Below are 20,800 nucleotides of genomic sequence, written 5' to 3'. Positions count from 1 at the left end.
TTAGGGCATACATTCGCACTTGTCTATATTATTAAGCGGTATAAAGATGGATTGGATGGCACGAGCGAATGCCCGTGCCATCCAATCCATCTTTATACCCTTGAGCGCTACAGGCGCGAAGGGCTAAAGGACTAAGATAAAATACAGGAACTTGACACGGCAAAAATAGGGGTATATACTCCTATCCATGGAAAAGGAAAGATATGAACTCGATACAACGGCCTTGAAGGCGTTCGCAGAAGCGTGTGCTTGTTCACAGGTGCGCAAGGCCGCACGTGTGATTACACAATTCTATGATCGGTGCTTGCAACCGACCGGATTACGCATGACTCAACATACCGTGTTGGTGGTAATTGCACTCTCAGAACAAGAAACGGTGATGCACCTGGCTGAGAAATTAGCCATGGATCGAAGTGCGCTTGCCCGTGCGTTGAAGCCGCTTGAAAGCCAGGGCCTGGTGACCGTTGAAGCGGGGAGTGATCGACGGACGCGAGTGGTACGCCTGACTGAGCAGGGGCGCCAAGCTCTGATAGAGGCTCATCCCTATTGGCTGCAGGCGCAAAAGCAGGTGATGGCCCACTTCGGCGAGCAGCAGACGCAAGCCCTGCTTGCTGAACTGAAAAAAGTTGAAGTGTTGGAGCTATTGCTCTAGTTTTTGCCAAAAGGGGTATATGCACCTTTTTAAAAAAAGGCGAAGATGCCTGCGCTTGCTGACTGGTGTGCTCGTCTTGATTCTGGAAACAGGAACCCACGATGATGTACGCTGGTGACAGCATACAGATCTATGATCCTGTTCTCAACGGTGAGAAATTTTAGGAGAAAGCGAGCCTATTGTATCGATTTTTCTTTTTTTTCTGATAGGGGCATATGTCCCTTTTTGTGAAGCACTGAGGTCATTTCAGTCCTCTTCCAAGTCTTCAGGACGTGTTCTGACATCTGGAGGGGTGGAAATACATTCTCTCGATGAGAGGCCGAAAAATACAAAGAGCAAAATGGAGCAGAGAACCATGACACAGACATTGAGTGGGAAGGTGGCATTGGTCACCGGCGGATCACGTGGCATTGGAGCAGCAACAGCGCGTGCCCTTGCTGAGCAGGGAGCCGATGTTGCGATTAGCTATACCAGTGCATCCTCGGCCACGAAGGCGGAGATTCTTCTTCGTCAACTCAAGGAGTTGGGAGTGAGTGCTATCGCTTTTCGAGCGGATCAGGCTGATCCCGTTCAGGTTACAGGCTTGATCGATCAAGTCGTTGCGTATTTTGGACACCTTGATATCCTTGTCAATAACGCCGGGATCCTGGCCTTTGGGGAAATAACCGATCCACAGAGGGATGAGGCTACCTTTGAACGGCTGATGGCGGTCAACCTTGCCAGCGTGGCAACGGGAGTGCGTGCTGCGGCGCGCGTGATGGGTGAGGGAGGACGGATCATCTCGGTGAGTTCCTGGTTTGCCTCTCGGACGGGAATACCGGGCATTGCGGACTATAGCGCAACGAAGGCGGCTATCGCCGGGTACACCCGAGGGTGGGCACGAGACCTTGGACCCAAGGGGATCACCGTCAATGTGGTCCAACCGGGAGCCATAGACACTGATATGAACCCGGCAGATGGCCCGTTCTCCCCTGGAATTGTCTCAACCGTTGCTCTCGGTCGTTACGGTCGGCCTGAGGAGATTGCGGCGGCAATCGTCTTTCTGGCTGGTCCGGCAGCTTCCTACATTACTGGCACATCCCTGACTGTCGATGGGGGATTGCTGGCGTAGGTAAGACGGCAAAGTTGCTAGTACGATACCCAGTCATCACGTCGTCAACTCTAGAATTGACGACGTGATGGCCCCGATACGAGTTGGCAATCACCAGGCCTCATGAAGAACATCCTGACTTTCCTATGGAAAACACGAATGTAAAGTAGACTGCGTACCTCCGTTGACGGGGATCAAAGGCAATCTGTAGTTAGCGCAGCGCCACCTAGAGCGGTTGAAGCGCAATCTGGAGCAACAGCCCTAGTGCACCAATGAGCACCTTGACAACCTCTCACAGTGGCAACAACGAAATGCATGAAGCCAAGCTTCGAGGCAAAAATCGTCAGTATTGGGATTCTGGCCTGTATTTTGTCACAAATGCCAACCCGATTCTGTCTAGTGTGCGACAAATCGCTATATTGAATAGTTGCAAAAGGAGCACACATATATGGAGTCGAATGTTGAAACGCAGACAAAACAGGCTGATGTCATTATCGTTGGTGGCGGGCTTGCCGGATTGACCGCGGCGTGCTACCTGGCACGGGCTGGCGTTGACGTGATGGTGTTTGAGAAGTCAGCGAGACTGGGCGGACGGGCGGCCACCCAGATGCATGACGGATATTCGTTTAACCTGGGCATCCATGCACTGTACTCGGGTGGAGCGGCCTCGGAGGTGCTAGGAGAACTGGGTATTCCCCATAGCGGCCATAGACCAGGAGAGGTGCACGTGCTGCGCGCGGGCAAGCTGCACATCGCTCCGCTTGATACGCTAACGCTGCTGCGAACCAATGCTTTGAGCTTTGCTGACAAACTGGAACTTATGGGCATCTTTGCCAGGATAGCTGGCCAGAAGCCAGAGGAGTGGCGGACAATGAGCGTGCAGGAATGGCTGGAGCGCAATACGAGGCGCCCACGAGTGCGCGAGTTCATGGCAGCAAACGCCTGCACTGGCGTCTATAGCTCGGCACTTGATCTGGTGAGCGCGGATGTGCTGATCAAAAGGACGCAGATCCTGCTCAAGAATCCGATATTGTACATTGACGGTGGCTGGCAAACGCTAGTGGATAAACTGCGCACGGCGGCGGCGCAGGCAGGAGCACGCATTGTAAGTGGATGTCGCATCGAGGCTGTAGAGCGGGTAGAGGACCGGGTAGTGGGTGTGCGCTTGCACAGTGATGAGATCGTGCATGCCTCGGCAGTTATCGTCGCGACCAGCCCCCGCGACGCAGTAAAGCTGGTGGACGGCGGGAATTATCAGCCATTACGCGAGATTGTCGAGCCCCTTGTTCCAGCACGGGTGGCCTGCCTGGATGTCGCTTTGAGTCACCTGCCAGATCCGCGCTACACAGTTGTGCAGGACCTAGAGCGTCCACGCTTTATGTCGATACAATCCGTCTACGCACGGATCGCGCCCCAGGGAGGAGCGCTGATCCATACGTTCAAACAGCTCGACCCCCTGCACTTGGGCGACCCGCGCGAAGATGAGCGGGACCTGGAGAATCTGCTGGATACGGTGCAGCCGGGATGGCGTGATGTGCTGGTCAAGCGTGTGTACTTGCCGCACATCGAGGCGATCAGCATGCTTCCCACGGCCCAGAACGGCGGCTATGCCGGGCGACCAAGTCCACGCGTACCGGGCCTGAGCAATCTCTACCTGATTGGCGATTGGATCGGTGAGGGCTTCCTGGCTGATCCCAGTTTCGGTAGTGCCCGCCAGGTTGCGCAATTGTTGCTACGCGAGGCAGTAGCGCCAGTTGTTAACTGAAGTGATAGGAGGTAAAATAGGGTAAAAGCTTAGAGGTCAGATAGAGCCGTGAACACATCTGAAACCACCACACAAATATTCGAGCAGTACCGGGTACTGCTCTTTTCCATTGCGTATCGTATGTTAGGTAGCGCTACGGATGCTGAAGATATTGTTCAGGAGGCGTTTTTGCGCTGGATGCAGGAGGCCAGAGAGGTACAATCTTCCCGAGCTTACCTCTCGACTATTGTGGTGCGGCTCTGTATCAACCAACTGCGCTCAGCCAGAGCGCAGCGCGAAGTATATGTTGGTCCGTGGCTGCCGGAGCCAATCGCCACGGACCTGCGGCCAGAGCTGGTTGATACAACCGTTCTGGCCGAATCGCTCTCGTTCGCTTTTTTGATCATGTTGGAGAAGCTGGGGCCGCTGGAACGAGCGGCGTTCTTGCTGCACGAAGTCTTCGAATATCCATATAGCGAAATTGCCGTTATTGTAGGAAAAAGCGAAGCCAACTGCCGCCAGATCTTTCACCGCGCCCAGCAGCACCTGGGAGAGCGCAGCCCGCGCTTCAACGTTTCCCCTGAGCAGCAGGAACGCATTACCGATCAGTTCATGCGTGCTAGCAACGGCGGCGACATGCAGGGATTGCTAAACCTTCTGACCGAAGACATTGTCTTCACCGGCGATAGCGGCGGCAAAGTTCGCCTTGGACACAGAGTTCGCGGACGAGACAAGGTGGCACACGGCTCTATTGCCGGTCTACGCCCGCTGCTATCGATCATGCAGTCGCGCAGAGAAGAGGTCAATGGCCAGCCCGCCATCGTTGGCTATGTAGATGGCCGTCCCTACGGCGTCCTACTACTCGATATTGAAGGCGAGCGCATTCGGAATATCTACGCCGTGGCCAACCCTGATAAATTACGCTGGTTACAAAACAAAACACAATAATCGCCCATCGCGCTGTCGCTACACATCTTCCTTTGATCCCTTATCGTACAAATCCGTTCCAATGTTCCTCAGAGGCCGTTTCGTGCATGGGCGCTGAACGGAAAGCGCGAATATGGCCGATTCCCAACCGTCGGTCTTTGACTGGAGTCGAGAAGGATGACGATACAGCATTCGCGTCCTCCGGTCCTACACGCTCATTGAACCCTCAAGCCGTGGTTTCATGCCGCGTGAATTCAGCGGCATGGAGCTTCACGAAGTCGTGCACGCTTGTCGGCATCTCGCCGGTGAGCTTGGAAAAGTCGTCAGTCATACGGTCATAACGCCCCTGCGCGTGGAGGTCGGCCATTACCCCGACATGGTTGACGATATGCAGAGGCACCCCTGCCTCTCGAAGCTTATCGGTCCATAGAGGGAGCGGCACGTCGCGATAGCGAATCGTCCGGCCGAGTGCCTCGGAAAAGACGCGCGCGTAGTGGTCGAGATCGGCCGACTCAAATCCGGTCAGGTTGTATACCTGACCGATGTGCGGGACCGGGTCATCAAGGATAATGGATACGGCGCGCGCCACATCGACAGCCGAGATAGGCGAGGTCTTGCCGCTGCCCATCGGCAGCGCCAACTCGTCGGATTCCCGTACGCTCGCAGCGGCGAAAAGCAGGAAGAAGTTTTCGAGGAAGACCGTCGGTCGGACCGTGACGACTGGTAGTCCCGACCATGAGAGTGCCTGCTCCGCCAGCCAGTGCAGCTTTTGCTGCGAGCTGTCTGTGGTCTCGGTGATGCTCATCTGCGAGACCGTCATTTGCGACATGTTCACAAAAGCCTCGACGCCGTGGTAGCGCGCCACCGCAGCGGTGTTAACCGTGGCTTCCAGATACGCCGCAGAGACGGACATGCCAAAATAGATGCGCGCGCACCCTTCGATCGCGCGGTGCATCGAGGCGAGATCCGTCAGGTCGCCCTGCACAACCTCGGCACCGAGCTGGCGCAACGCTTCGGCACGCTCATCCTCCCGCCGGACCAAGGCGCGTACCTTATGCCCCTTGGCGAGCAGCAATACGGTGAGGTTGCGGCCGATAGCACCGAGATTGCCGGCCGCTCCAGTCACAAGGATCGGGCTGTCATGTGTGAATTTCATCGTCATACTCCTTACTTTGTAGTTAGGTTCAGATGGGTTGGGAGGCATTAGGAGTTCGGTGTGTTCTAGGGTCTGATCGTCACCAGACAGGATACCTCTTGATGGAACCTCGGCGTCTGCCGTGTGTCTGATATATCCCCGACCATGCTGGATCCGGAGCGGCAGGTGTTTGCGGGACAAACGGCGGGATTACAGGACCTCGACTGTCCTCTCCTCGTTGACAGCCGCGCGCAAGACTTCAGCCTTCGGGTGCGCGGTACGCTCATGGACGGGCGACGCGGGCGTCCGATCGATCAGCAGGCTGAGCAGTTCGGGGCGGCTGTAGTGACCACGCGCATCCATAAGTCTCTTGCGGTAGTCGATGAGAGCGAAGTCAAGATCGGCAATCACTTCGCCTTCACCAGCTGTGAGAGGCTCGCCGATGATCTGGCCTTCCGGGTTCACAATGGCGGTGAAGCAGCCGCCGGAAATTGGCTCGATAGCACACCCCGTATCCTTCATAATTTGGGCTTGCTGATTGGCATCGAGCCACGCCGTCGCGTTGACGACAAAGCAAGCGGATTCGAGGGCGTGCTGGCGGATGCTCACTTCCATCTTCTCCGCGAACCGTGGGCCAGCGAACGATCCGGGATACATCGCCGAGTGGATCTGCTCACCATCGGCAATGAGCGCGTAACGCGCGAGCGGCTGGAAGTGCTCCCAGCAGGCGAGCTGTCCGATGCGCCCAACGGCGCTCTCGACGGCGCGCAGGCCCGTGCCGTCACCGTGGCCCCAGATCATCCGCTCCTGATAGGTTGGTGTGATCTTGCGGCGGCGCTGGATCAGCGTCCCATCCGCGTCGAAGAGCAGCTGTGTATTGTAGATCGAGCCGCCGTCGCGCTCATTGACGCCGATCGAGACGACCATGTTCGCCTCCTTCGCGGCCTCGCCGATCGCATGGGTCTCGGCAGACGGGACTGTGACCGACTCTTCGAGCAGACGCTGATGCTCCTTCCCCAACAGCATGTCGTACGGTGACTGCACGAAGGAGAAATAGGGGTAGTAGGGAATGACGGTCTCGGGGAAGGTCGCGAATTGGACGCCCTGTTTGCCCAGCTCACGGATCTTCTTCACAACCTTCTCGACGGTCCCCTGTCGGCTGTACAGCACGGGGCTGATCTGCACGGCGGCGGCTTTCACGATGGTGCTCATGGTATGTTCCTTTCAAGTTGACGTGATGGCTTTGTTATATTTTTGTTGTATATACAACATTATGGGCCTCTTTTTCCACAAGGTGGATGTGACGGGGTTTGTTACACTGTGCGTTGTATATACAACGTTTACTGCACAGTACATTGCATATACAACGCTTTGGGTGGCTTACTCCACGAGTTCGTCAAGCGGGATGCTGTCGGCCACGCCGACGATGGCAGTCACGCCTTCCTCGCCGAGCAACTGTTTGGCTTTCACCTGCGCTGCTCGCCACGCAGGAGCCGCCGAAACCAGTAATTCTTTGCCGGCCTGCGAGAGAACCAGTGGACGGCTTCGACCGCCTTGGTCAGAAACCATTTCCTCGACCCACCCCTCCGTCAGGAGAAGCGCGAGATTGCGTGTCAGGGTCGAGCGCTCCTGGTAGTTGGCACGTCCGATCTCAGCGCGACTTGCTCCTCCAAGATTCGCAATGAGCACAAGCAACGAGAACTGTGGAGCATTGACGCCGTAAGGCCGAAGTGCCTGATCATACATGTTGGTGATGATGCGCGATATTCGGCGCGTGCGCGTCAGCAAGCAATTGCGAGTGATCTCGCCAACCACGCCGGCATCGGCTGTCTCAGTCTCTGTACTCATCATCATAGTCTCTATTTAGTGTATATACAACATTCATCACGGTCCCTATGATAGTGTATATACAACATGCTGTCAAGGCCTGGCAAAGGCTAAAACGGTAGCAGACTTTTCCCGCCAACTATGCTATACTCAAGCATAATATAGTAAAAGGATCGGCCATTAAAGACATGTCTGTGATGCCACTTCTTAGCACAAACACATATATTCAACAGCATCAGAGCCAGCACCAATACAGGTCTGGTTCTCTGGGCATGTCTTCTCCCACAGCTCCATAGAGCACATAGCCACTAACGGCTAAAGCCAACGCCAGACCTGAGATATGAGGTCTGGCGTTTTTTGTTCCTTTTTTAGCCTCTTGTAAGGAGTATTCAGATGGATATCGCGACCTTCTTCCACACACTCTTTATTGGTATCTCTATCGCCGCAGCAGTCGGCCCTATGAGCCTGCTCTGCATTCAGCGCACGTTAACACGTGGCTATCTCTATGGCCTGGTATCGGGCCTGGGCATCGCCAGCGCCGATGGGCTTTACGCCAGCATCTCCGCCTTTGGCCTGACCGCGCTCTCCGACCTGCTCATCAGCCAGAACTGGTGGATTCACCTGCTGGGAGGCATCTTCTTGATCTACCTGGGCTGCCGCACAGCGCTCACGCTTCCAGCGCGCAAGGCTGCGCACAGTGTCTCAGTCGCCAACCTGCCCAGAGCCTACGTGACAACGCTCCTACTCACCCTGACCAATCCCTTGACCATACTCTCTTTCGCCCTCATCTTTGCAGGCATCGGCCTGGGGGCAACGAGCAGTCCGCTCTCCGCGCTCGCCGTCACGCTAACAATCTTTCTCGGTTCCCTGCTCTGGTGGCTCATCCTCGTCAGCGGCGTCAGCCTGCTACGCGAGCGCTTAAGCGCGACCTGGCTTTTATGGGTCAACCGCCTCTCCGGCTGTGGCATCGCCCTCTTCGGCCTGCTCATCCTGCTCAACATCAAGTTTTAGCGATCTCTCACGAGATGTCCCCCTTTAGACAAACATCTAAAGGGGGACATCTCGTCAAAGTTTTAGTCATCCAAACCATAAAGCTGACGATATCTCTGGTAATCGTCTGTGATGCGCCTGACAATCTCATATGGCTCGTCAAATAGCGGGCGTGGATACCATTCCTCACGTATCCCCTTTTTCAAGTAAATAGTAAACTTAAAATTGCCCATACCCTTACTCGCTGGCAAATGATGGTCTCTATCGGAGTCGTACCTGTTGGTGGTATCCCAAAGTAATTCTGATACTAAAAAGGTCACCGTCATCCGCTCAATCTCTGCGTAGTTAAAGACAACAATCTTGCGAATGACATCATCATTCCAGGGATTATAGTCGATAAAACCCTCAGGCGTGAGAACCAGGACGTCATTGGCGTGCAGTTGCTCTTGCTTTCTCGCCCATCGATTAACACTCAAGGCCATCCATACCACCAACACCTCGACCGCGATAGTCAGCAGGAGAAAAGGGAAACGCGTATAGAGATCCCATGGGTTATTGATCAAATTTAGGCTATAGAAAAACAATAAGCTAACTACAAAATAGACAAAGTTCCCCAGCAATACGACAAGTACGTCCACTGTAGCATAGGCACTCTCTGGTTGCTTCCGCGGGCATACTACCATCCATGTTCTCTCTACCTGGCCCACCTGTACAGCATCAAGAACAGCACACACATCTAAGATAGATACGCCATCCTTACGCGCAGATATGCCTCCCTGTTGCTGCTCCGACATATACATGTGCTTCCTTTGCTATCAGTCATGAAAATAGTTCTGCTTACTAATACATACGTTTCTCTGGCCAAAAATCAAGCAAGCAGGCCCATCCGGTGCGAAACCAAACAGGCCTGCTTGCTTAAGAATGAATAGGATGATAGGTTAGGGTACGACGGTTATGAGTTGGACTGAGGCGCTGTGGTTACCATACTTGTCAACGAGATCAACGCCGTACTGGCCGTGCCAGAGTTCCTTGGCATCTTTGAGATCATAGGCGATGAGCTGGCGGTTTGCGCCCTGGGTGTAGAGCACGCCCTCGTTAATACTTGAGGGATCGGCCACTACATCTTTTTTCCAGCTCGTCTTCCCAGTCGCGGCAACCAGTACATACAACGAGTATGAGAGGATCTTACCGTTGGTATGATCATATGTTCCCTGGCTGAAGCTGACATAGCCTCCCCCGGCAATAGGCGCATAAAGATCAGTATCATAGTCATTGTGCCAGACTTCATGCCCCTGGGCATCTAACGCATGGAGGATGGAGTGCGGGGCAAAGGGATTGCGCTCAAAGAAGTAGATGTGTCCATCGGCGACGACAGGCGCAACGTTCACCCAGTTCTGAGTAGAAAACTTCCAGCGTTGCTGTCCATCCTTGGTGTTAAAGGCATAGACATAACTTTGCAGTGACATTCCTCCATGGTGCTGGCTTACGGCCGCAGAAGAGGCATAGACCGCGTCATCGACGACCTGCACACCATTAAGTACCTGCTCTTGCGCATTGATGGTAGAAGTCCAGATGCGCTTGCCGGTTTTGGTATCAACCGCGAAATAGGTCCTCTCCAGCGCTCCATAGAGCACACCGTTGCTGACGACAGGCACACCAACTTGATTAATGGTGCCGTCAACAAGCGCCGTGGCCCCACTCTGATATGTCCAAGCCTGCTTACCTGTATTAGCATCGAACGCGAAGACTGTTCCAGCACGATTGAGTACGTATACCTGGCCATCAACAATCACGGGAGTTGTGAGATAACCCAGATTGTATGAACTACCCTTGCCACTTGGTGCCGCCAGGGCTGGTTTGAGGTTGGTGCTCCAGCGGGCCTTACCCGTTGTGGCATCCAGGGCGATAAGCTGCGGTTGATTGGTTGTATCGTTCATAGTACTGGTGTACACGGTGTTTCCATATACAGCGGGATTCACTGTAGTGCCAGAGCTCTTATAGCTCCACAAGGACGCATGAGTATGAGAATCTAGTTTACTGATGGCAGTTGTAGACCAATCGGCCGGATAGGTAATATAGATGCCAGAAGAGTCTACTACTGGCGTCGCAGTTGCCTATACCTGGCCAGCGGTATTACTGGATGTCTAGGCGACATTCTTTTTGCCGGCCATATTAAAGACAAAGGCCGCACTACCTACAATGACGGCGACAACCAAGACGGCGACGAGCAGGCTCAGGGTTCGCTTGATACTGCTCCGTGATGAGATCTCTGTTTCTTGCTTTTTCAATTGACGCTTCCTTTGTTGTATCTCTTGAATAGAGAGAGGTTGAGAAGCGGTTTTAACATAATCTTGTGAAGCGCGCTCGCGTTTGATACTCTCCAGACGCTCCCAGGCACGCTGCAAGGATTGGGCATTGGCGTGGGCATCTGCCTGGTGCTCCTGACGTAACGCCTGTACCAGGTGTTGATCGATGGGCGCAAGTGACGCGGCTGGATGCTCGATTTGTTGATCCAGGTGCTCGGGAATAAAGGATGTGTCTTCGTGACTCACAGGGTGCCTCCTTTCTCGTTACGGGTATAGAGCGTGCGTAGAAGCTTGAGCGTGCGGTGCAGCGTCATGCGCACCGCCGCCTCGCTTTTATCAATCACGGTCGCGATTTGACCACAGGTGAGGTCATGTCCGAACCGCAAATGGACGATTTGACGTTGGAGCTCCGGTAATTCTTGCAAGAGAGTGTGTAACGTCTGCCGTTCCTCATGTTTGAGGGCCATACGCTCGGGCGCCTACTCCTCGCTCTCGTAGAGCACATCTTCGACCTTCGCGAGCTCAATGCTCGCGCGATACTTGCTACGACGGCGATAATCGACAACCTTGTTGCGCGCAACCGTCCAGATCCAGGCGGCGACACGCTGCTCATCCATACTTGCCAATGAGCTTTTCTCCAGGGTTGCCAGAAATATATCGACCAGCAGGTCCTCCGCGTCCTCACGCGAAGGGACCTGCCGTAGAAGATAGGCGAAAATGACCGGGGCATAGCGTTGATATAGGGCGGCATCCGTTGCCTGCGCAGGCGTGATCGATAATTCCTTCATAGGACATCCTTATGCTATTTGAGATCTCGCCTATAATAATCGCATGGGACTAGAAAACATAACAGATTCTGTTACTCAGGTTATAAGGGTAGTCTGAGCTTGACTTTAGCATGCACATTTTTCCCAGCATGAAACGGGAAAAATGGCTATTGCGTGTAGAGCAAAGAGTTATAAAGAGATATAATGTCTTTGCAACCTGCATACAAACACATAAATCCGTGCAGTTGAAAGGAGATCTCGATGGAGATCGGAATGATTGGAATTGGGCGCATGGGAGCCAATATGGCTAAGCGCCTCTTGAGGGCTGGACACAAGTGTGTCGGCTATGCCAGACGCCAGGAAACAGTCCAGGCTCGTATTCAGGATGGTTCAATCAGCGATGGTGCAACTTCGCTACAAGACCTGGTGGGCAAGCTTCAGCCAAGGCGCGTCATCTGGATTATGGTACCCGCGGCCTCAGTCGACGCTACACTGGAGACACTCGTCCCCTTGCTAGATAAAGGTGATATCATCGTTGATGGCGGCAACTCCTACTATCGCGATGATATTCGCAGAGCCGATATGCTTGAGAAGCATGGCATCCATTATGTGGATAGCGGTACCAGCGGCGGCGTCTGGGGCCTCGAGCGTGGCTACTGCCAGATGATTGGCGGCGAGGACGAAACAGTTGCCTACCTTGATCCCATATTTAAGGCTCTGGCACCTGGCAAAGAGTCCACGCCACCTACACCGGAACGCGGTCAGAAGGGTGGTACCGCTGAGGAGGGCTATCTCCACTGTGGACCCCATGGCGCCGGTCACTTTGTCAAGATGGTCCATAACGGTATCGAATATGGCATCATGGCGGCATACGCCGAGGGTTTCGGTATTCTGGAGAAGGCTAACATCGGCAAGAATACACACGAGATCGATGCCGAGACCGCTCCTATAGACCCTCGCTTCTACCAGTACGACATCGACGTTCCGGAAGTCGCTGAGCTCTGGCGACGTGGTAGCGTGGTTGGCTCCTGGCTGCTGGATCTGACGGCGCATGCCCTGCTCAAAGATCCCAACCTCTCACAATTCCAGGGACGCGTCTCCGACTCGGGCGAGGGCCGCTGGACGGTGCAGGCCGCTATCGATGAAGGCATGCCCGCGCACGTTCTCAGCGCCGCGCTCTTCTCGCGCTTCAGCTCGCGCGGTGAAGGCGATTATGGCAACAAGATCCTCTCCGCCATGCGCTTCGAGTTTGGTGGTCACCACGAGAAGGAATCTAAATAAAGATTGCTTTGTAGAAAAGGGGTGTGGTGCGGCTGGTCAGCCGCACCACACCCCTTTTCTACAAAGCAATCTTTATTTAATCGCAACAAAAAGCTGATACGCATTCTCTACATAGATATGGTAGCATGTAGAGAAGAGAACAGAGGCGGAGCCAGGCATACGCAGTCCTTATCTTAATCTCATACATTAATCCCTGGCCCGCGCGAAAGGCAGAAAGCACATGGAAGGCGTCAAGAATTACCTATCAGATATGGATGGGGTGCTCGTGCGTGGCTCCACGATTGTTCCCGGCGCAGCGGAGTTTGTGAAGCGCCTGCGTGACCAGGAAATTCCCTTTCTGATTCTAACCAATAACTCACAATATACTCCTCGCGACCTCCAGGTACGCCTGGCCTATATCGGCCTGGATGTGCCCAAAGAGTCTATCTTCACATCCGCGCTCGCCACAGCACAGTTCCTACACTCTCAGCGCCCCAGCGGACGCGCCTATGTCATCGGCGAGTCCGGCCTGACGACAGCCCTGCACGATATCGACTATATCATCACCGACCAGGATCCCGAATATGTCGTGCTTGGCGAGACCACGACCTATAGCTTCCAGCGCATCACTCAGGCCATCCGCTTCATCTTGAATGGCGCACGCTTTATCGCGACCAATCCCGATCCCATGGGACCAGGCGAGGGCGGGACCGTCCCGCTACCGGCGCCGTGGCGGCCCTCATCAGCGCCGCTACCGGCATCAAGCCCTACTACATCGGTAAACCCAACCCGCTGATGATGCGCACCGCTCTGCGCAAGCTCAACGCCCATTCCGAGGAGACTGTCATGATTGGCGACCGCATGGATACAGATATGATCTCAGGCATTGAGAGTGGCCTGCGTACCATTTTGGTCCTCACTGGCGTCACCTCCCGGGAGCAGGTCGAGCGCTTCCCCTACCGCCCCACCTGGATCCGCGACTCCGTCGCGGACATCGAAATTTAATAATGGAAGGGTTTGTAGCACTAGAAGTGCCACAAACCCTTCCATTATTACGGGCGAGATCTATGATTGAGGAATAACTAGATCATTTGCGGCCTGGAGGAAGGCGCGAATGAGAGGGTGGACAACCTGCTTAAAAGCTGAGCGCTCCGGTTGGAAGAGAGTACCGATATAAAAGGGATGCCGCTCAAGCTCAATGATGCGGGCCTCGCCCTGCTGGTCTCTACCGCTGATATGCATACCGCCCCGCTCAAGCTCCGGCCAGAATTGCGCATTTGGTCCGTAGTTACAGGTACCATACTGTTCAATGGCCTCGCTTACCCCATAGATGCTCGCCACATGCGAGCCAGGAGAGAGATGGCAGGCAGTAATAACTCCTGTGTTAGAGCAGGCTAGCGGCGTAATCAGGAGCACAGCGGCATCGGGATGCTCCTCTGCATGGTCCGCCTCACGGATGCCTAGCACATTGCGCGCATACTCAATAAGCATGTGCTGACAACCACCACAGGTCCCCAGCGTAGGAATCAGCCGCTCACGCGCATATTGTAGAGCCTTCAAAGCTCCACCCATACTTGCATAGGGAGTATGGGGAATAAACCATAAAGCCTGATAGCCTACCAGCTTCTCTTCAGCGCCCTGCTCAAATAGAGGAGTCTCCAGCCACTCTGCCTCATATTGACAACCAAGGTCATTAGCAGCCAGGACCAACGCCTGGGGAATGGCGATATGTGCCTGCACCTCGGGCTTATACTCACCAACCAATCCAATACGAATCATCTTTTTCGCGTCCTTTCTTTTTCACTGGCGCAGATCATACACCGCTCAAAAAAAGAATACACCGCCCAGAAGGACGATGTATTCGTGTGCTATCCCTGGTATACTAAAAGACCCGGCCCGCTACTAGCGTACGCGACTACTTGGCTCAGGCGAGGCGCTGGCGGGTGCGGCAGAGCAGGAGAAAGACGCTGAGTGAGGCCACACCACAGAAGGCAATAACCAGGGACATGGGCAGAGCCGTCTTGCCACCGCCCAGGCCCACCAGCGGCGCAACCAGGGCCCCAATCGCGTATTGCAACATCCCCAGCAAGGCCGAGGCGCTACCCGCAATACGTGGATGATCGGCCAAGCCCAGCGCAGCCGAGTTGGGCATAACCAGGCCCTGGCTGGCTACGATGATAAAGAACGCTGGGAGGATGCCAACCAGTCCTACACCACTCACGGCCACGAGCAACAGAGCGAGGCCGCCAAAGGCCACCGAACTCAAGCCGCATGTAAGCAACCCCCGCGCCGAGACGCGACCTACGAGCCTGCCATTGACCTGCCCAGCTACGACGATGCCCAGGGCATTGATACCAAAGAGCACCCCAAAGAGTTGGGGCGAGACTCCATAGATATCCTGCAAGACAAAGGATGAGCCAGAGATATAGGCAAACATGGCGGCGAAGGAGAGGCCACCCGCCAGGGCATAACCGATAAAGAGGCGATCAGAGCACAAAACGCGGAAGGCGGAGAGTGTTGCCGCAAGCCCACCCATCTGGCGTCGCTCCACGGAATGCGTCTCCTTGAGACCAAAGGCGGAGAGCAAGAAGAGGATCACGCCAATAATCGCCAGCGTCACAAACACGCCCCGCCAGGAGGTAAAGCGCAACAACTGACTACCAATGATCGGGGCAAGAATGGGTGCCAGGCCATTCACCAACATGAGCAGCGAGAAGAAACGCGCCGCCGCCACCCCTGAATACAGGTCACGCACCACAGCACGTGAGATAACAATACCAGCCGCGCCCGCAAGCCCCTGCACAAAGCGCAGCACTGCCAGCGTAAATACCGAGGGCGCGACAACGCACAGGAGAGAGGCGACCGCGTACAGCGCAACACCAATAAGGAGCGGGCGTCGACGTCCAGCTGCGTCACTAAGAGGGCCAGCGATAAGCTGACCAGACGCCAGTCCCAGCAGGCAGGCACTCAGGGTAATCTGTACCTGGGAGGTACTGGCACTAAAGTCATGTGCCAGGGCAGGTAGCGAGGGCAAATACATATCCATCGAGAGCGGTCCAAACGCGCTCAAGGCCCCTAAAATAATGACGACCAGCGCCCCACTGGGCACATATGGTAGCTCTTTATCCTCCTGCAGTGCTTTAGATATCTCCTGCTTTCCACCCTCCTCTCCACGCGCAGAGGAAAACCGTGTATCCATATCGGACATCCTACCTCCAACCTGGGGATTATCAATAATAAATGCATCTAGTGGGACGACGCGTGCTTGAGCAGCGTTGGACAACTTCTCATTGAAGCTGATAAATAAAGTCTATCATCCCCTTTCCCCACTCGCAAGCTCGCTTCAGGAGGGAATAGATGAGCGTATGCCAGCGCCACACGCTCATCTATTCCCTCCTGAGCACCGTAGGCGCGAAAGGTCAACTCAAGAAAGGCGTATCCAGCCCTGGCAGAAAGCATCCTGAGATTGTAGACTATAGTATAGACAGGAGTAAATAAGGAGGAACCTATTTTGAGTAGCAAACTAGCCTGGGGTATTTTGGGTACTGGCAGGATCGCTGGCGTCTTCGCCAAAGGTCTGGCCAATTCAGAGACGGGAACACTGGTCGCCGTTGGCAGTCGTAGTCAGGAAGCAGCCGATGCCTTTGGCGCGCAATGGAGCGTAGGGCGCTGCTACAGCAGCTATGAGGAGCTGCTGGCCGACGAGCAGGTTCAGGCGGTCTACATCGCCACGCCGCATCCTCAGCATGCGCAATGGGCCATCCGCGCCGCGGAGGCCGGAAAGCATATTTTATGTGAGAAGCCCATAGCACTCAACCATGCCGAGACGATGGCTATCGTGGAGGCGGCCCAGCGCCACCAGGTCTTCCTGATGGAGGCCTTTATGTATCGCTGCCACCCACAAACACAGAAGCTGCGCGAACTCTTGCAGGAGGGAACAATCGGCGATATTCGCGTGATACAGGCCACCTTTAGCTTTAATGCGGGCTTTAATCCCGAGAGCCGACTCTACAACAATGCGCTGGGAGGCGGCGGCATCCTCGACGTTGGTTGTTACTGCGTCTCGATGGCACGCATGGTCGCAGGCATCGCCAACGGCAAAGACTTCGTCGAACCCACACAGGTGAGCGCCGTGGGCCAGGTTGGATCCACAGGCGTTGATGAATATACCATGGCCTCACTCAGCTTCCCGAGTGGCGTGCTAGCACAGCTCTTCACCGGCATCCAGGTAAATGGAGACAACAACGTACGCATCTTTGGCAGCAAGGGATCCATCACCATCCAGTCGCCATGGCTTCCCGAGCGCGGCCAAGCATATCTGCTCGTAGAGAAAAATGGGCAGAGCGAGAGAATCGACGTTGAGAGCGAGGTAGACCTGTATGGCAACGAAGCCGATACAGTTGCCGCCTACCTGGAACAGTTGCAAGCGCCTGCCATGAGCTGGGAGGACACACTTGGTAATATGCAGACGCTTGACCGCTGGCGCAAGGCCATCGGTGTCGTCTATGAGGCGGAGAAACCTGAGGGTAAGATCCTGACGGTAAGCCAGCGTCCCCTGCGTGTCCGCTCGGATGCTAGCATGAAGTATGGCAATCTGCCCGGAGTGGAGAAGCCCGTCTCCCGCCTGGTCATGGGTGTGGATAACCAGACCGAGTGGCCGCATGCCTCAGTTATGCTGGACGACTACTTCGAGCGCGGCGGCAACTGCTTCGACACCGCCTTCATCTATGGCGGCGGCGCCTGCGAGAAGTTGCTGGGGCAGTGGATCGCTAATCGCGGCATTCGCGAGCAGGTGGTCATCCTCGGCAAGGGCGCACACACGCCATACTGCACGCCTGAATGGATCGTCAAGCAGCTTGATATCAGCCTGGGGCGCCTGCACACAGACTACCTCGACATCTATATGATGCATCGCGACAATCCCGAGATTCCTGTAGGCGAATTTATCACTGTTCTCAACGAGCAGAAGAAGGCCGGACGTATACGTGTCTTTGGCGCATCCAACTGGTCCATTGAGCGCCTGCAAGAGGCCAACCAGTGGGCCGCGGAACACGGGCTGACCGGCTTTTCCGCCCTCAGCAATAACTTTAGCCTGGCACGCATGATCGATCCCGTGTGGGCAGGCTGCATTTCGGCCTCGGATGCAAGTTCTCGCGCGTGGCTCACAGAGCACAATATGGCCTTGATGCCCTGGTCCAGCCAGGCTCGTGGCTTCTTCACCGGGCGCGCAAAACCGGAGGATCACTCCGATCCTGAGCTCGTGCGCTGCTGGTATAGCGAGGATAACTTCCAACGCCTGGAGCGCGTCAACCAGATGGCCCGTGAGCGCGGCATTCAGCCAATCGCCCTGGCCCTGGCCTACGTGCTAAACCAGCCCTTCCCAACCTTCCCCCTGATCGGGCCACGCGCCCTCTCGGAGACACGCACCTCGTTCGAGGCCGTGAACATCACCCTCACACCTGAGGAGGTTCGCTGGCTCAACCTTGAGGCATAATAGAGTCTAGAGCATGAAGCGGACATTGTGGCTGATTGCCACAATGTCCGCTTCATGCTCTAGATGGTAGTAAGAGCAACGAGTTGACAGATTTTTGGGTGAAGAGTGAACAATCATAAGGACACCGTGCTGGTGATGCGGCATGGAGTTGTGCCCAGGTCCTAGCATTCTTTCTAGCGCGTTTGAGAGGACGGCCCGAAGCAGTAGAGATAGAACCGCTTGTTAGATCTGAAGAGTATGAGGTTCAAGCCGAATGGAAGACCGGGCGCTTTGGCCTGGGTGGCCGATACGTCGATGTGGCTGGCCTCGCTCGTCATGGCTGGCTTCTTGGTAAGTTCAAATGGAAGTATTCTGTTCCAGTTCCATATGGCGACGAGGAAGTCGTTAAGAGCTGTCTAACTATCCTAATGAACGCATCGCTTGGTGCTGGTGACCCGTGGTATGGACCCAATTACGGACTTCGCCGTGTAGAGCCGTATTCGACAGGGTACAAACTTTTAAGTAGTCTCGATCATTTGGGGCTGAATACACAACCGGTCTGGAGAGAGCTAGAGCAGGCTATTAAGCGCCTAATCGGGGTATCCAACTAATAAACTGCTCATTAGTCATCTATGAAGACAATAGCATCGCTTTTCTTGGAAGAAGAGGAAATGCATCAGGGCAACAAAAAACTGTCTGTAGCTACAGACAGTTTTCGCGCTTTGAAGAGCGTCTCCAGAACTGGTAAATGCCCCACGAAGTGAGCGGATCTGGCCCCTCAAACGTGGGAAATTGCCTTCAATCGTAAGCACCAGTATGCGCGCTTCCTGTCAAAACGCTTTCTATCAGGCTTCTTTCATTAAAATCTTGTAAATTGGAGAGAGAAAAGGAAAGGCTTACGTTAGCTCTGCTTAAGTGTCTGATCAGGGTGAGCCAGGTGTCTATCTCGAATGGCTTTGAAAGCGTGGACCAGATCAGGCGTCAAGTACCCTCCCTAACGCTGACCTATTGATGCTAACCAACGACTAGCAACTGAAAAGTGCGATCCTTTTGATAAGGCCTTCCAGATGTATAGGTCAATACCTCAACCACATTTGGGGCACCCACCCCGCCATAAGTGGTAATTGGCCCAAAGAGTGGGCAGGTTTTGACCTCCAGGCGGGCTTTTTGCGCCTCCAGATTGAGCACTCAGGCATTGATGGGTCGAGAGAGCGCACTGCAAGCCATTCATTGTGCTCCGTTTTTGGAAATTCGCAAAGAAATGCTTGTCAGGGTCCGACATAATTTCCCCAACATATTTCGCTAAGGACAGGGAAACGGTAAGGATGTCTCTCATTTCTCCGTTCTGAGGGGAATAGCAGAGTAGCAAAAACCTTGGTTTGTTGTGACTCGTGTCCCTTCAATGGTGAGAGCAGCCAATCTCAAGAAGAAGGACGAGCCGTTGAGGCTCGGTCCGATTGGTGGGGATCGATGGAGTTTTCACAGGGTCAGGACGTGGCTACTCCATTTGGTCTAGGTATCACCCTGGTCGTTGGGCTCACGATTGTGGTGACATCTTTTTTGTGTTTTCTAGCCCTCTCTCTTCATGTTCTTGCCAGTACTGATCGCCTGCAATTGCTCATCAGTCACTCTGGCGTTCCGCAGATCAGCATCGTCGAGCAGTGCGTAGGTGAGAGTCGCACCAGTGAGATCGGCACCCTGTAAATTTGCTCCGATGAAAGTCACCTCGGTGAGGGTAGCGTCAGTGAGATCGGCGCCCTGCAAATTTGCTCCGCTGAACGTCGCTTTCGTGAGATCAGCGCTCCGCAAGTTGGCGCCACTGAGATCAGCGTCTATGAGACTGGCTCCTCGTAACTTCGCATGAGTGAGAATGGCATGTGTCAGGTTTGCGTTATGAGGAGTTTCCTCCTGGTCTGCAAGCAGGGCAGATCCGCTGAGATCAGCTTCGGTGAGATCGGCGCCCTGCAAATCTATACCTCTCATGTCAGAGGCTCTCATGCTCGCCCGGCGTAAATTAGCCCCGGAGAGGTTAGCACGATACAACGCCGCACCACTGAGATTGGCATCGCTGAGATTGGCACTGCTGAGATTCACAGAACTCAGATCCGTATCGTTCAGTTGCACGCTCGGCAGTTCCATCTTATGCAGATCCGCTCCTACAAGGGCTCTGCTCCCTCTCAGTGCATCGCCTATAAATGTAACAGAGAGGCCATTGTGGCTGAAAAAATGCAACATACTTAGTTGCTGCTCGGCATCTAAAGATTTCAAGACCTGACCCAATCGTTGCTGGGCAATCTGCGATACCTCCGGCTTCTCGGTGAGAAGCGTGAGGAAGTAGGTCTGGAAGACCATCTCCTGCATCATCGCCATCCATTGCTTCCCGCTCTGATCCTGCGTGTACATTTGCCAGGCCGCGAGACACAGACTGAGCAACATTGCGAAGACCAGCGCGGTGACAATTTGACCTGAAGTATTTCCTCCGCTTAGAAGATTGATGAGGAAGGCAATGATCGCAGCAAACAAACCAGAGAAAACAGCCAGTGTCGAGGGATGAGACACGACCTGACCCACATGAAAAAGACGTTTCATAACCAGAACTGGCCTCCGATTCGTGCATGGGGTTTTGCGA

The 20,800-nt window shown here is 54.5% G+C and carries 18 protein-coding genes and 1 pseudogene; 8 read left to right on the top strand and 11 right to left on the bottom strand.

Features of this window, described 5'->3' with window-relative positions:
- The first annotated feature begins 187 nt into the window (after positions 1–187).
- From JMJ16_RS42070 to JMJ16_RS42055, 4 genes are all read left to right on the top strand, one after another.
- Positions 188–652, top strand: coding sequence for a MarR family winged helix-turn-helix transcriptional regulator (locus JMJ16_RS42070; RefSeq protein ID WP_201391310.1), 465 nt, complete (start codon positions 188–190; stop codon positions 650–652).
- 355 nt (positions 653–1,007) lie between these two features.
- Positions 1,008–1,763, top strand: coding sequence for an SDR family NAD(P)-dependent oxidoreductase (locus JMJ16_RS42065; RefSeq protein ID WP_236601930.1), 756 nt, complete (start codon positions 1,008–1,010; stop codon positions 1,761–1,763).
- A gap of 427 nt (positions 1,764–2,190) precedes the next feature.
- Positions 2,191–3,507 (top strand): NAD(P)/FAD-dependent oxidoreductase, encoded by a 1,317-nt coding sequence (locus JMJ16_RS42060; RefSeq protein ID WP_201391307.1) that lies wholly within the window; start codon positions 2,191–2,193, stop codon positions 3,505–3,507.
- A 48-nt stretch (positions 3,508–3,555) separates the two neighbouring features.
- On the top strand, positions 3,556–4,434 hold the full coding sequence (locus JMJ16_RS42055; RefSeq protein WP_201391305.1) for an RNA polymerase sigma-70 factor: 879 nt from the start codon (positions 3,556–3,558) through the stop codon (positions 4,432–4,434).
- A 205-nt stretch (positions 4,435–4,639) separates the two neighbouring features.
- Here JMJ16_RS42055 and JMJ16_RS42050 read toward each other — a convergent pair whose 3' ends face one another.
- The 3 genes from JMJ16_RS42050 to JMJ16_RS42040 form a co-directional block, all read right to left on the bottom strand.
- Positions 4,640–5,569, bottom strand: a complete 930-nt coding sequence (locus tag JMJ16_RS42050; RefSeq protein WP_201391303.1) for an SDR family NAD(P)-dependent oxidoreductase — start codon at positions 5,567–5,569, stop codon at positions 4,640–4,642.
- A 189-nt stretch (positions 5,570–5,758) separates the two neighbouring features.
- On the bottom strand, positions 5,759–6,760 hold the full coding sequence (locus tag JMJ16_RS42045) for a nitrilase-related carbon-nitrogen hydrolase (RefSeq protein WP_201391302.1): 1,002 nt from the start codon (positions 6,758–6,760) through the stop codon (positions 5,759–5,761).
- A gap of 168 nt (positions 6,761–6,928) precedes the next feature.
- The gene (locus JMJ16_RS42040) at positions 6,929–7,402 is read right to left on the bottom strand and encodes a MarR family winged helix-turn-helix transcriptional regulator (RefSeq protein ID WP_201391300.1); all 474 of its coding nucleotides are present in this window, start codon (positions 7,400–7,402) and stop codon (positions 6,929–6,931) included.
- A gap of 366 nt (positions 7,403–7,768) precedes the next feature.
- Here JMJ16_RS42040 and JMJ16_RS42035 point away from each other — a divergent pair, with 366 nt between their 5' ends.
- The gene (locus tag JMJ16_RS42035; protein ID WP_201391298.1) at positions 7,769–8,386 is read left to right on the top strand and encodes a LysE family translocator; all 618 of its coding nucleotides are present in this window, start codon (positions 7,769–7,771) and stop codon (positions 8,384–8,386) included.
- Between the two features lie 62 nt (positions 8,387–8,448).
- Here the strand turns inward: JMJ16_RS42035 and JMJ16_RS42030 are convergent, their stop codons facing one another.
- The 5 genes from JMJ16_RS42030 to JMJ16_RS55050 all read right to left on the bottom strand — a co-directional run bounded on the left by JMJ16_RS42030 (position 8,449) and on the right by JMJ16_RS55050 (position 11,459).
- On the bottom strand, positions 8,449–9,159 hold the full coding sequence (locus tag JMJ16_RS42030) for a hypothetical protein (RefSeq protein WP_201391296.1): 711 nt from the start codon (positions 9,157–9,159) through the stop codon (positions 8,449–8,451).
- 144 nt (positions 9,160–9,303) lie between these two features.
- A complete protein-coding gene (locus JMJ16_RS42025; protein WP_255553299.1) occupies positions 9,304–10,407 on the bottom strand; it encodes a PQQ-like beta-propeller repeat protein in 1,104 nt (367 codons plus the stop codon).
- Positions 10,408–10,509: 102 nt separating this feature from the next.
- Complete coding sequence (locus tag JMJ16_RS42020) at positions 10,510–10,917, bottom strand: hypothetical protein (RefSeq protein ID WP_201391292.1); 408 nt, start codon at positions 10,915–10,917, stop codon at positions 10,510–10,512.
- Entirely contained in the window at positions 10,914–11,138 is a 225-nt protein-coding gene (locus tag JMJ16_RS55055) for an RNA polymerase sigma factor (RefSeq protein WP_236601929.1), read from the bottom strand. Before JMJ16_RS55055 ends, JMJ16_RS42020 begins: the two co-directional genes overlap by 4 nt.
- A 12-nt stretch (positions 11,139–11,150) precedes the next feature.
- Positions 11,151–11,459, bottom strand: a complete 309-nt coding sequence (locus JMJ16_RS55050; protein ID WP_236601928.1) for an RNA polymerase sigma factor — start codon at positions 11,457–11,459, stop codon at positions 11,151–11,153.
- 240 nt (positions 11,460–11,699) lie between these two features.
- Between JMJ16_RS55050 and gnd the strand changes: the two genes are divergently transcribed.
- Together gnd and JMJ16_RS42005 are read left to right on the top strand one after the other, a co-directional pair.
- Positions 11,700–12,719, top strand: coding sequence for a phosphogluconate dehydrogenase (NAD(+)-dependent, decarboxylating) (gene gnd, locus JMJ16_RS42010; RefSeq protein ID WP_201375835.1), 1,020 nt, complete (start codon positions 11,700–11,702; stop codon positions 12,717–12,719).
- A 220-nt stretch (positions 12,720–12,939) separates the two neighbouring features.
- Positions 12,940–13,703, top strand: a pseudogene (locus JMJ16_RS42005) (HAD-IIA family hydrolase).
- Positions 13,704–13,763: 60 nt separating this feature from the next.
- On the opposite strand, the gene JMJ16_RS42000 reads toward JMJ16_RS42005, so the two are convergent.
- Together JMJ16_RS42000 and JMJ16_RS41995 are read right to left on the bottom strand one after the other, a co-directional pair.
- Complete coding sequence (locus tag JMJ16_RS42000) at positions 13,764–14,477, bottom strand: hypothetical protein (protein WP_201391290.1); 714 nt, start codon at positions 14,475–14,477, stop codon at positions 13,764–13,766.
- Positions 14,478–14,622: 145 nt separating this feature from the next.
- On the bottom strand, positions 14,623–15,897 hold the full coding sequence (locus tag JMJ16_RS41995; protein ID WP_201391288.1) for a Bcr/CflA family multidrug efflux MFS transporter: 1,275 nt from the start codon (positions 15,895–15,897) through the stop codon (positions 14,623–14,625).
- Between the two features lie 312 nt (positions 15,898–16,209).
- On the opposite strand from JMJ16_RS41995, the gene JMJ16_RS41990 reads away from it, so the two are divergent.
- A complete protein-coding gene (locus JMJ16_RS41990; RefSeq protein ID WP_201391287.1) occupies positions 16,210–18,192 on the top strand; it encodes an aldo/keto reductase in 1,983 nt (660 codons plus the stop codon).
- Between the two features lie 1,548 nt (positions 18,193–19,740).
- On the opposite strand, the gene JMJ16_RS41985 is transcribed toward JMJ16_RS41990, so the two are convergent.
- Complete coding sequence (locus JMJ16_RS41985) at positions 19,741–20,760, bottom strand: pentapeptide repeat-containing protein (protein WP_201391286.1); 1,020 nt, start codon at positions 20,758–20,760, stop codon at positions 19,741–19,743.
- Positions 20,761–20,800: the final 40 nt, after the last annotated feature.

This window comes from Ktedonobacter sp. SOSP1-52 (assembly GCF_016587395.1).
The sequence above is the reverse complement of the archived record's forward strand: the minus strand, read 5'-3'. Positions and strand labels throughout refer to the sequence as shown.

Excerpts from the sequence above, each read along its gene's own strand:
- JMJ16_RS55055 (WP_236601929.1), bottom strand. The coding sequence starts at position 11,138 with ATGGCCCTCAAACATGAGGAACGGCAGACGTTACACACTCTCTTGCAA.
- JMJ16_RS42050 (WP_201391303.1), bottom strand. The coding sequence starts at position 5,569 with ATGAAATTCACACATGACAGCCCGATCCTTGTGACTGGAGCGGCCGGC.
- JMJ16_RS42030 (WP_201391296.1), bottom strand. The coding sequence starts at position 9,159 with ATGTCGGAGCAGCAACAGGGAGGCATATCTGCGCGTAAGGATGGCGTA.
- JMJ16_RS41995 (WP_201391288.1), bottom strand. The coding sequence starts at position 15,897 with ATGGATACACGGTTTTCCTCTGCGCGTGGAGAGGAGGGTGGAAAGCAG.
- JMJ16_RS42000 (WP_201391290.1), bottom strand. The coding sequence starts at position 14,477 with ATGATTCGTATTGGATTGGTTGGTGAGTATAAGCCCGAGGTGCAGGCA.
- JMJ16_RS42035 (WP_201391298.1), top strand. The coding sequence starts at position 7,769 with ATGGATATCGCGACCTTCTTCCACACACTCTTTATTGGTATCTCTATC.
- JMJ16_RS41985 (WP_201391286.1), bottom strand. The coding sequence starts at position 20,760 with ATGAAACGTCTTTTTCATGTGGGTCAGGTCGTGTCTCATCCCTCGACA.
- JMJ16_RS42045 (WP_201391302.1), bottom strand. The coding sequence starts at position 6,760 with ATGAGCACCATCGTGAAAGCCGCCGCCGTGCAGATCAGCCCCGTGCTG.
- JMJ16_RS42070 (WP_201391310.1), top strand. The coding sequence starts at position 188 with ATGGAAAAGGAAAGATATGAACTCGATACAACGGCCTTGAAGGCGTTC.
- JMJ16_RS42060 (WP_201391307.1), top strand. The coding sequence starts at position 2,191 with ATGGAGTCGAATGTTGAAACGCAGACAAAACAGGCTGATGTCATTATC.
- JMJ16_RS42040 (WP_201391300.1), bottom strand. The coding sequence starts at position 7,402 with ATGATGATGAGTACAGAGACTGAGACAGCCGATGCCGGCGTGGTTGGC.
- JMJ16_RS55050 (WP_236601928.1), bottom strand. The coding sequence starts at position 11,459 with ATGAAGGAATTATCGATCACGCCTGCGCAGGCAACGGATGCCGCCCTA.
- gnd (WP_201375835.1), top strand. The coding sequence starts at position 11,700 with ATGGAGATCGGAATGATTGGAATTGGGCGCATGGGAGCCAATATGGCT.
- JMJ16_RS42065 (WP_236601930.1), top strand. The coding sequence starts at position 1,008 with ATGACACAGACATTGAGTGGGAAGGTGGCATTGGTCACCGGCGGATCA.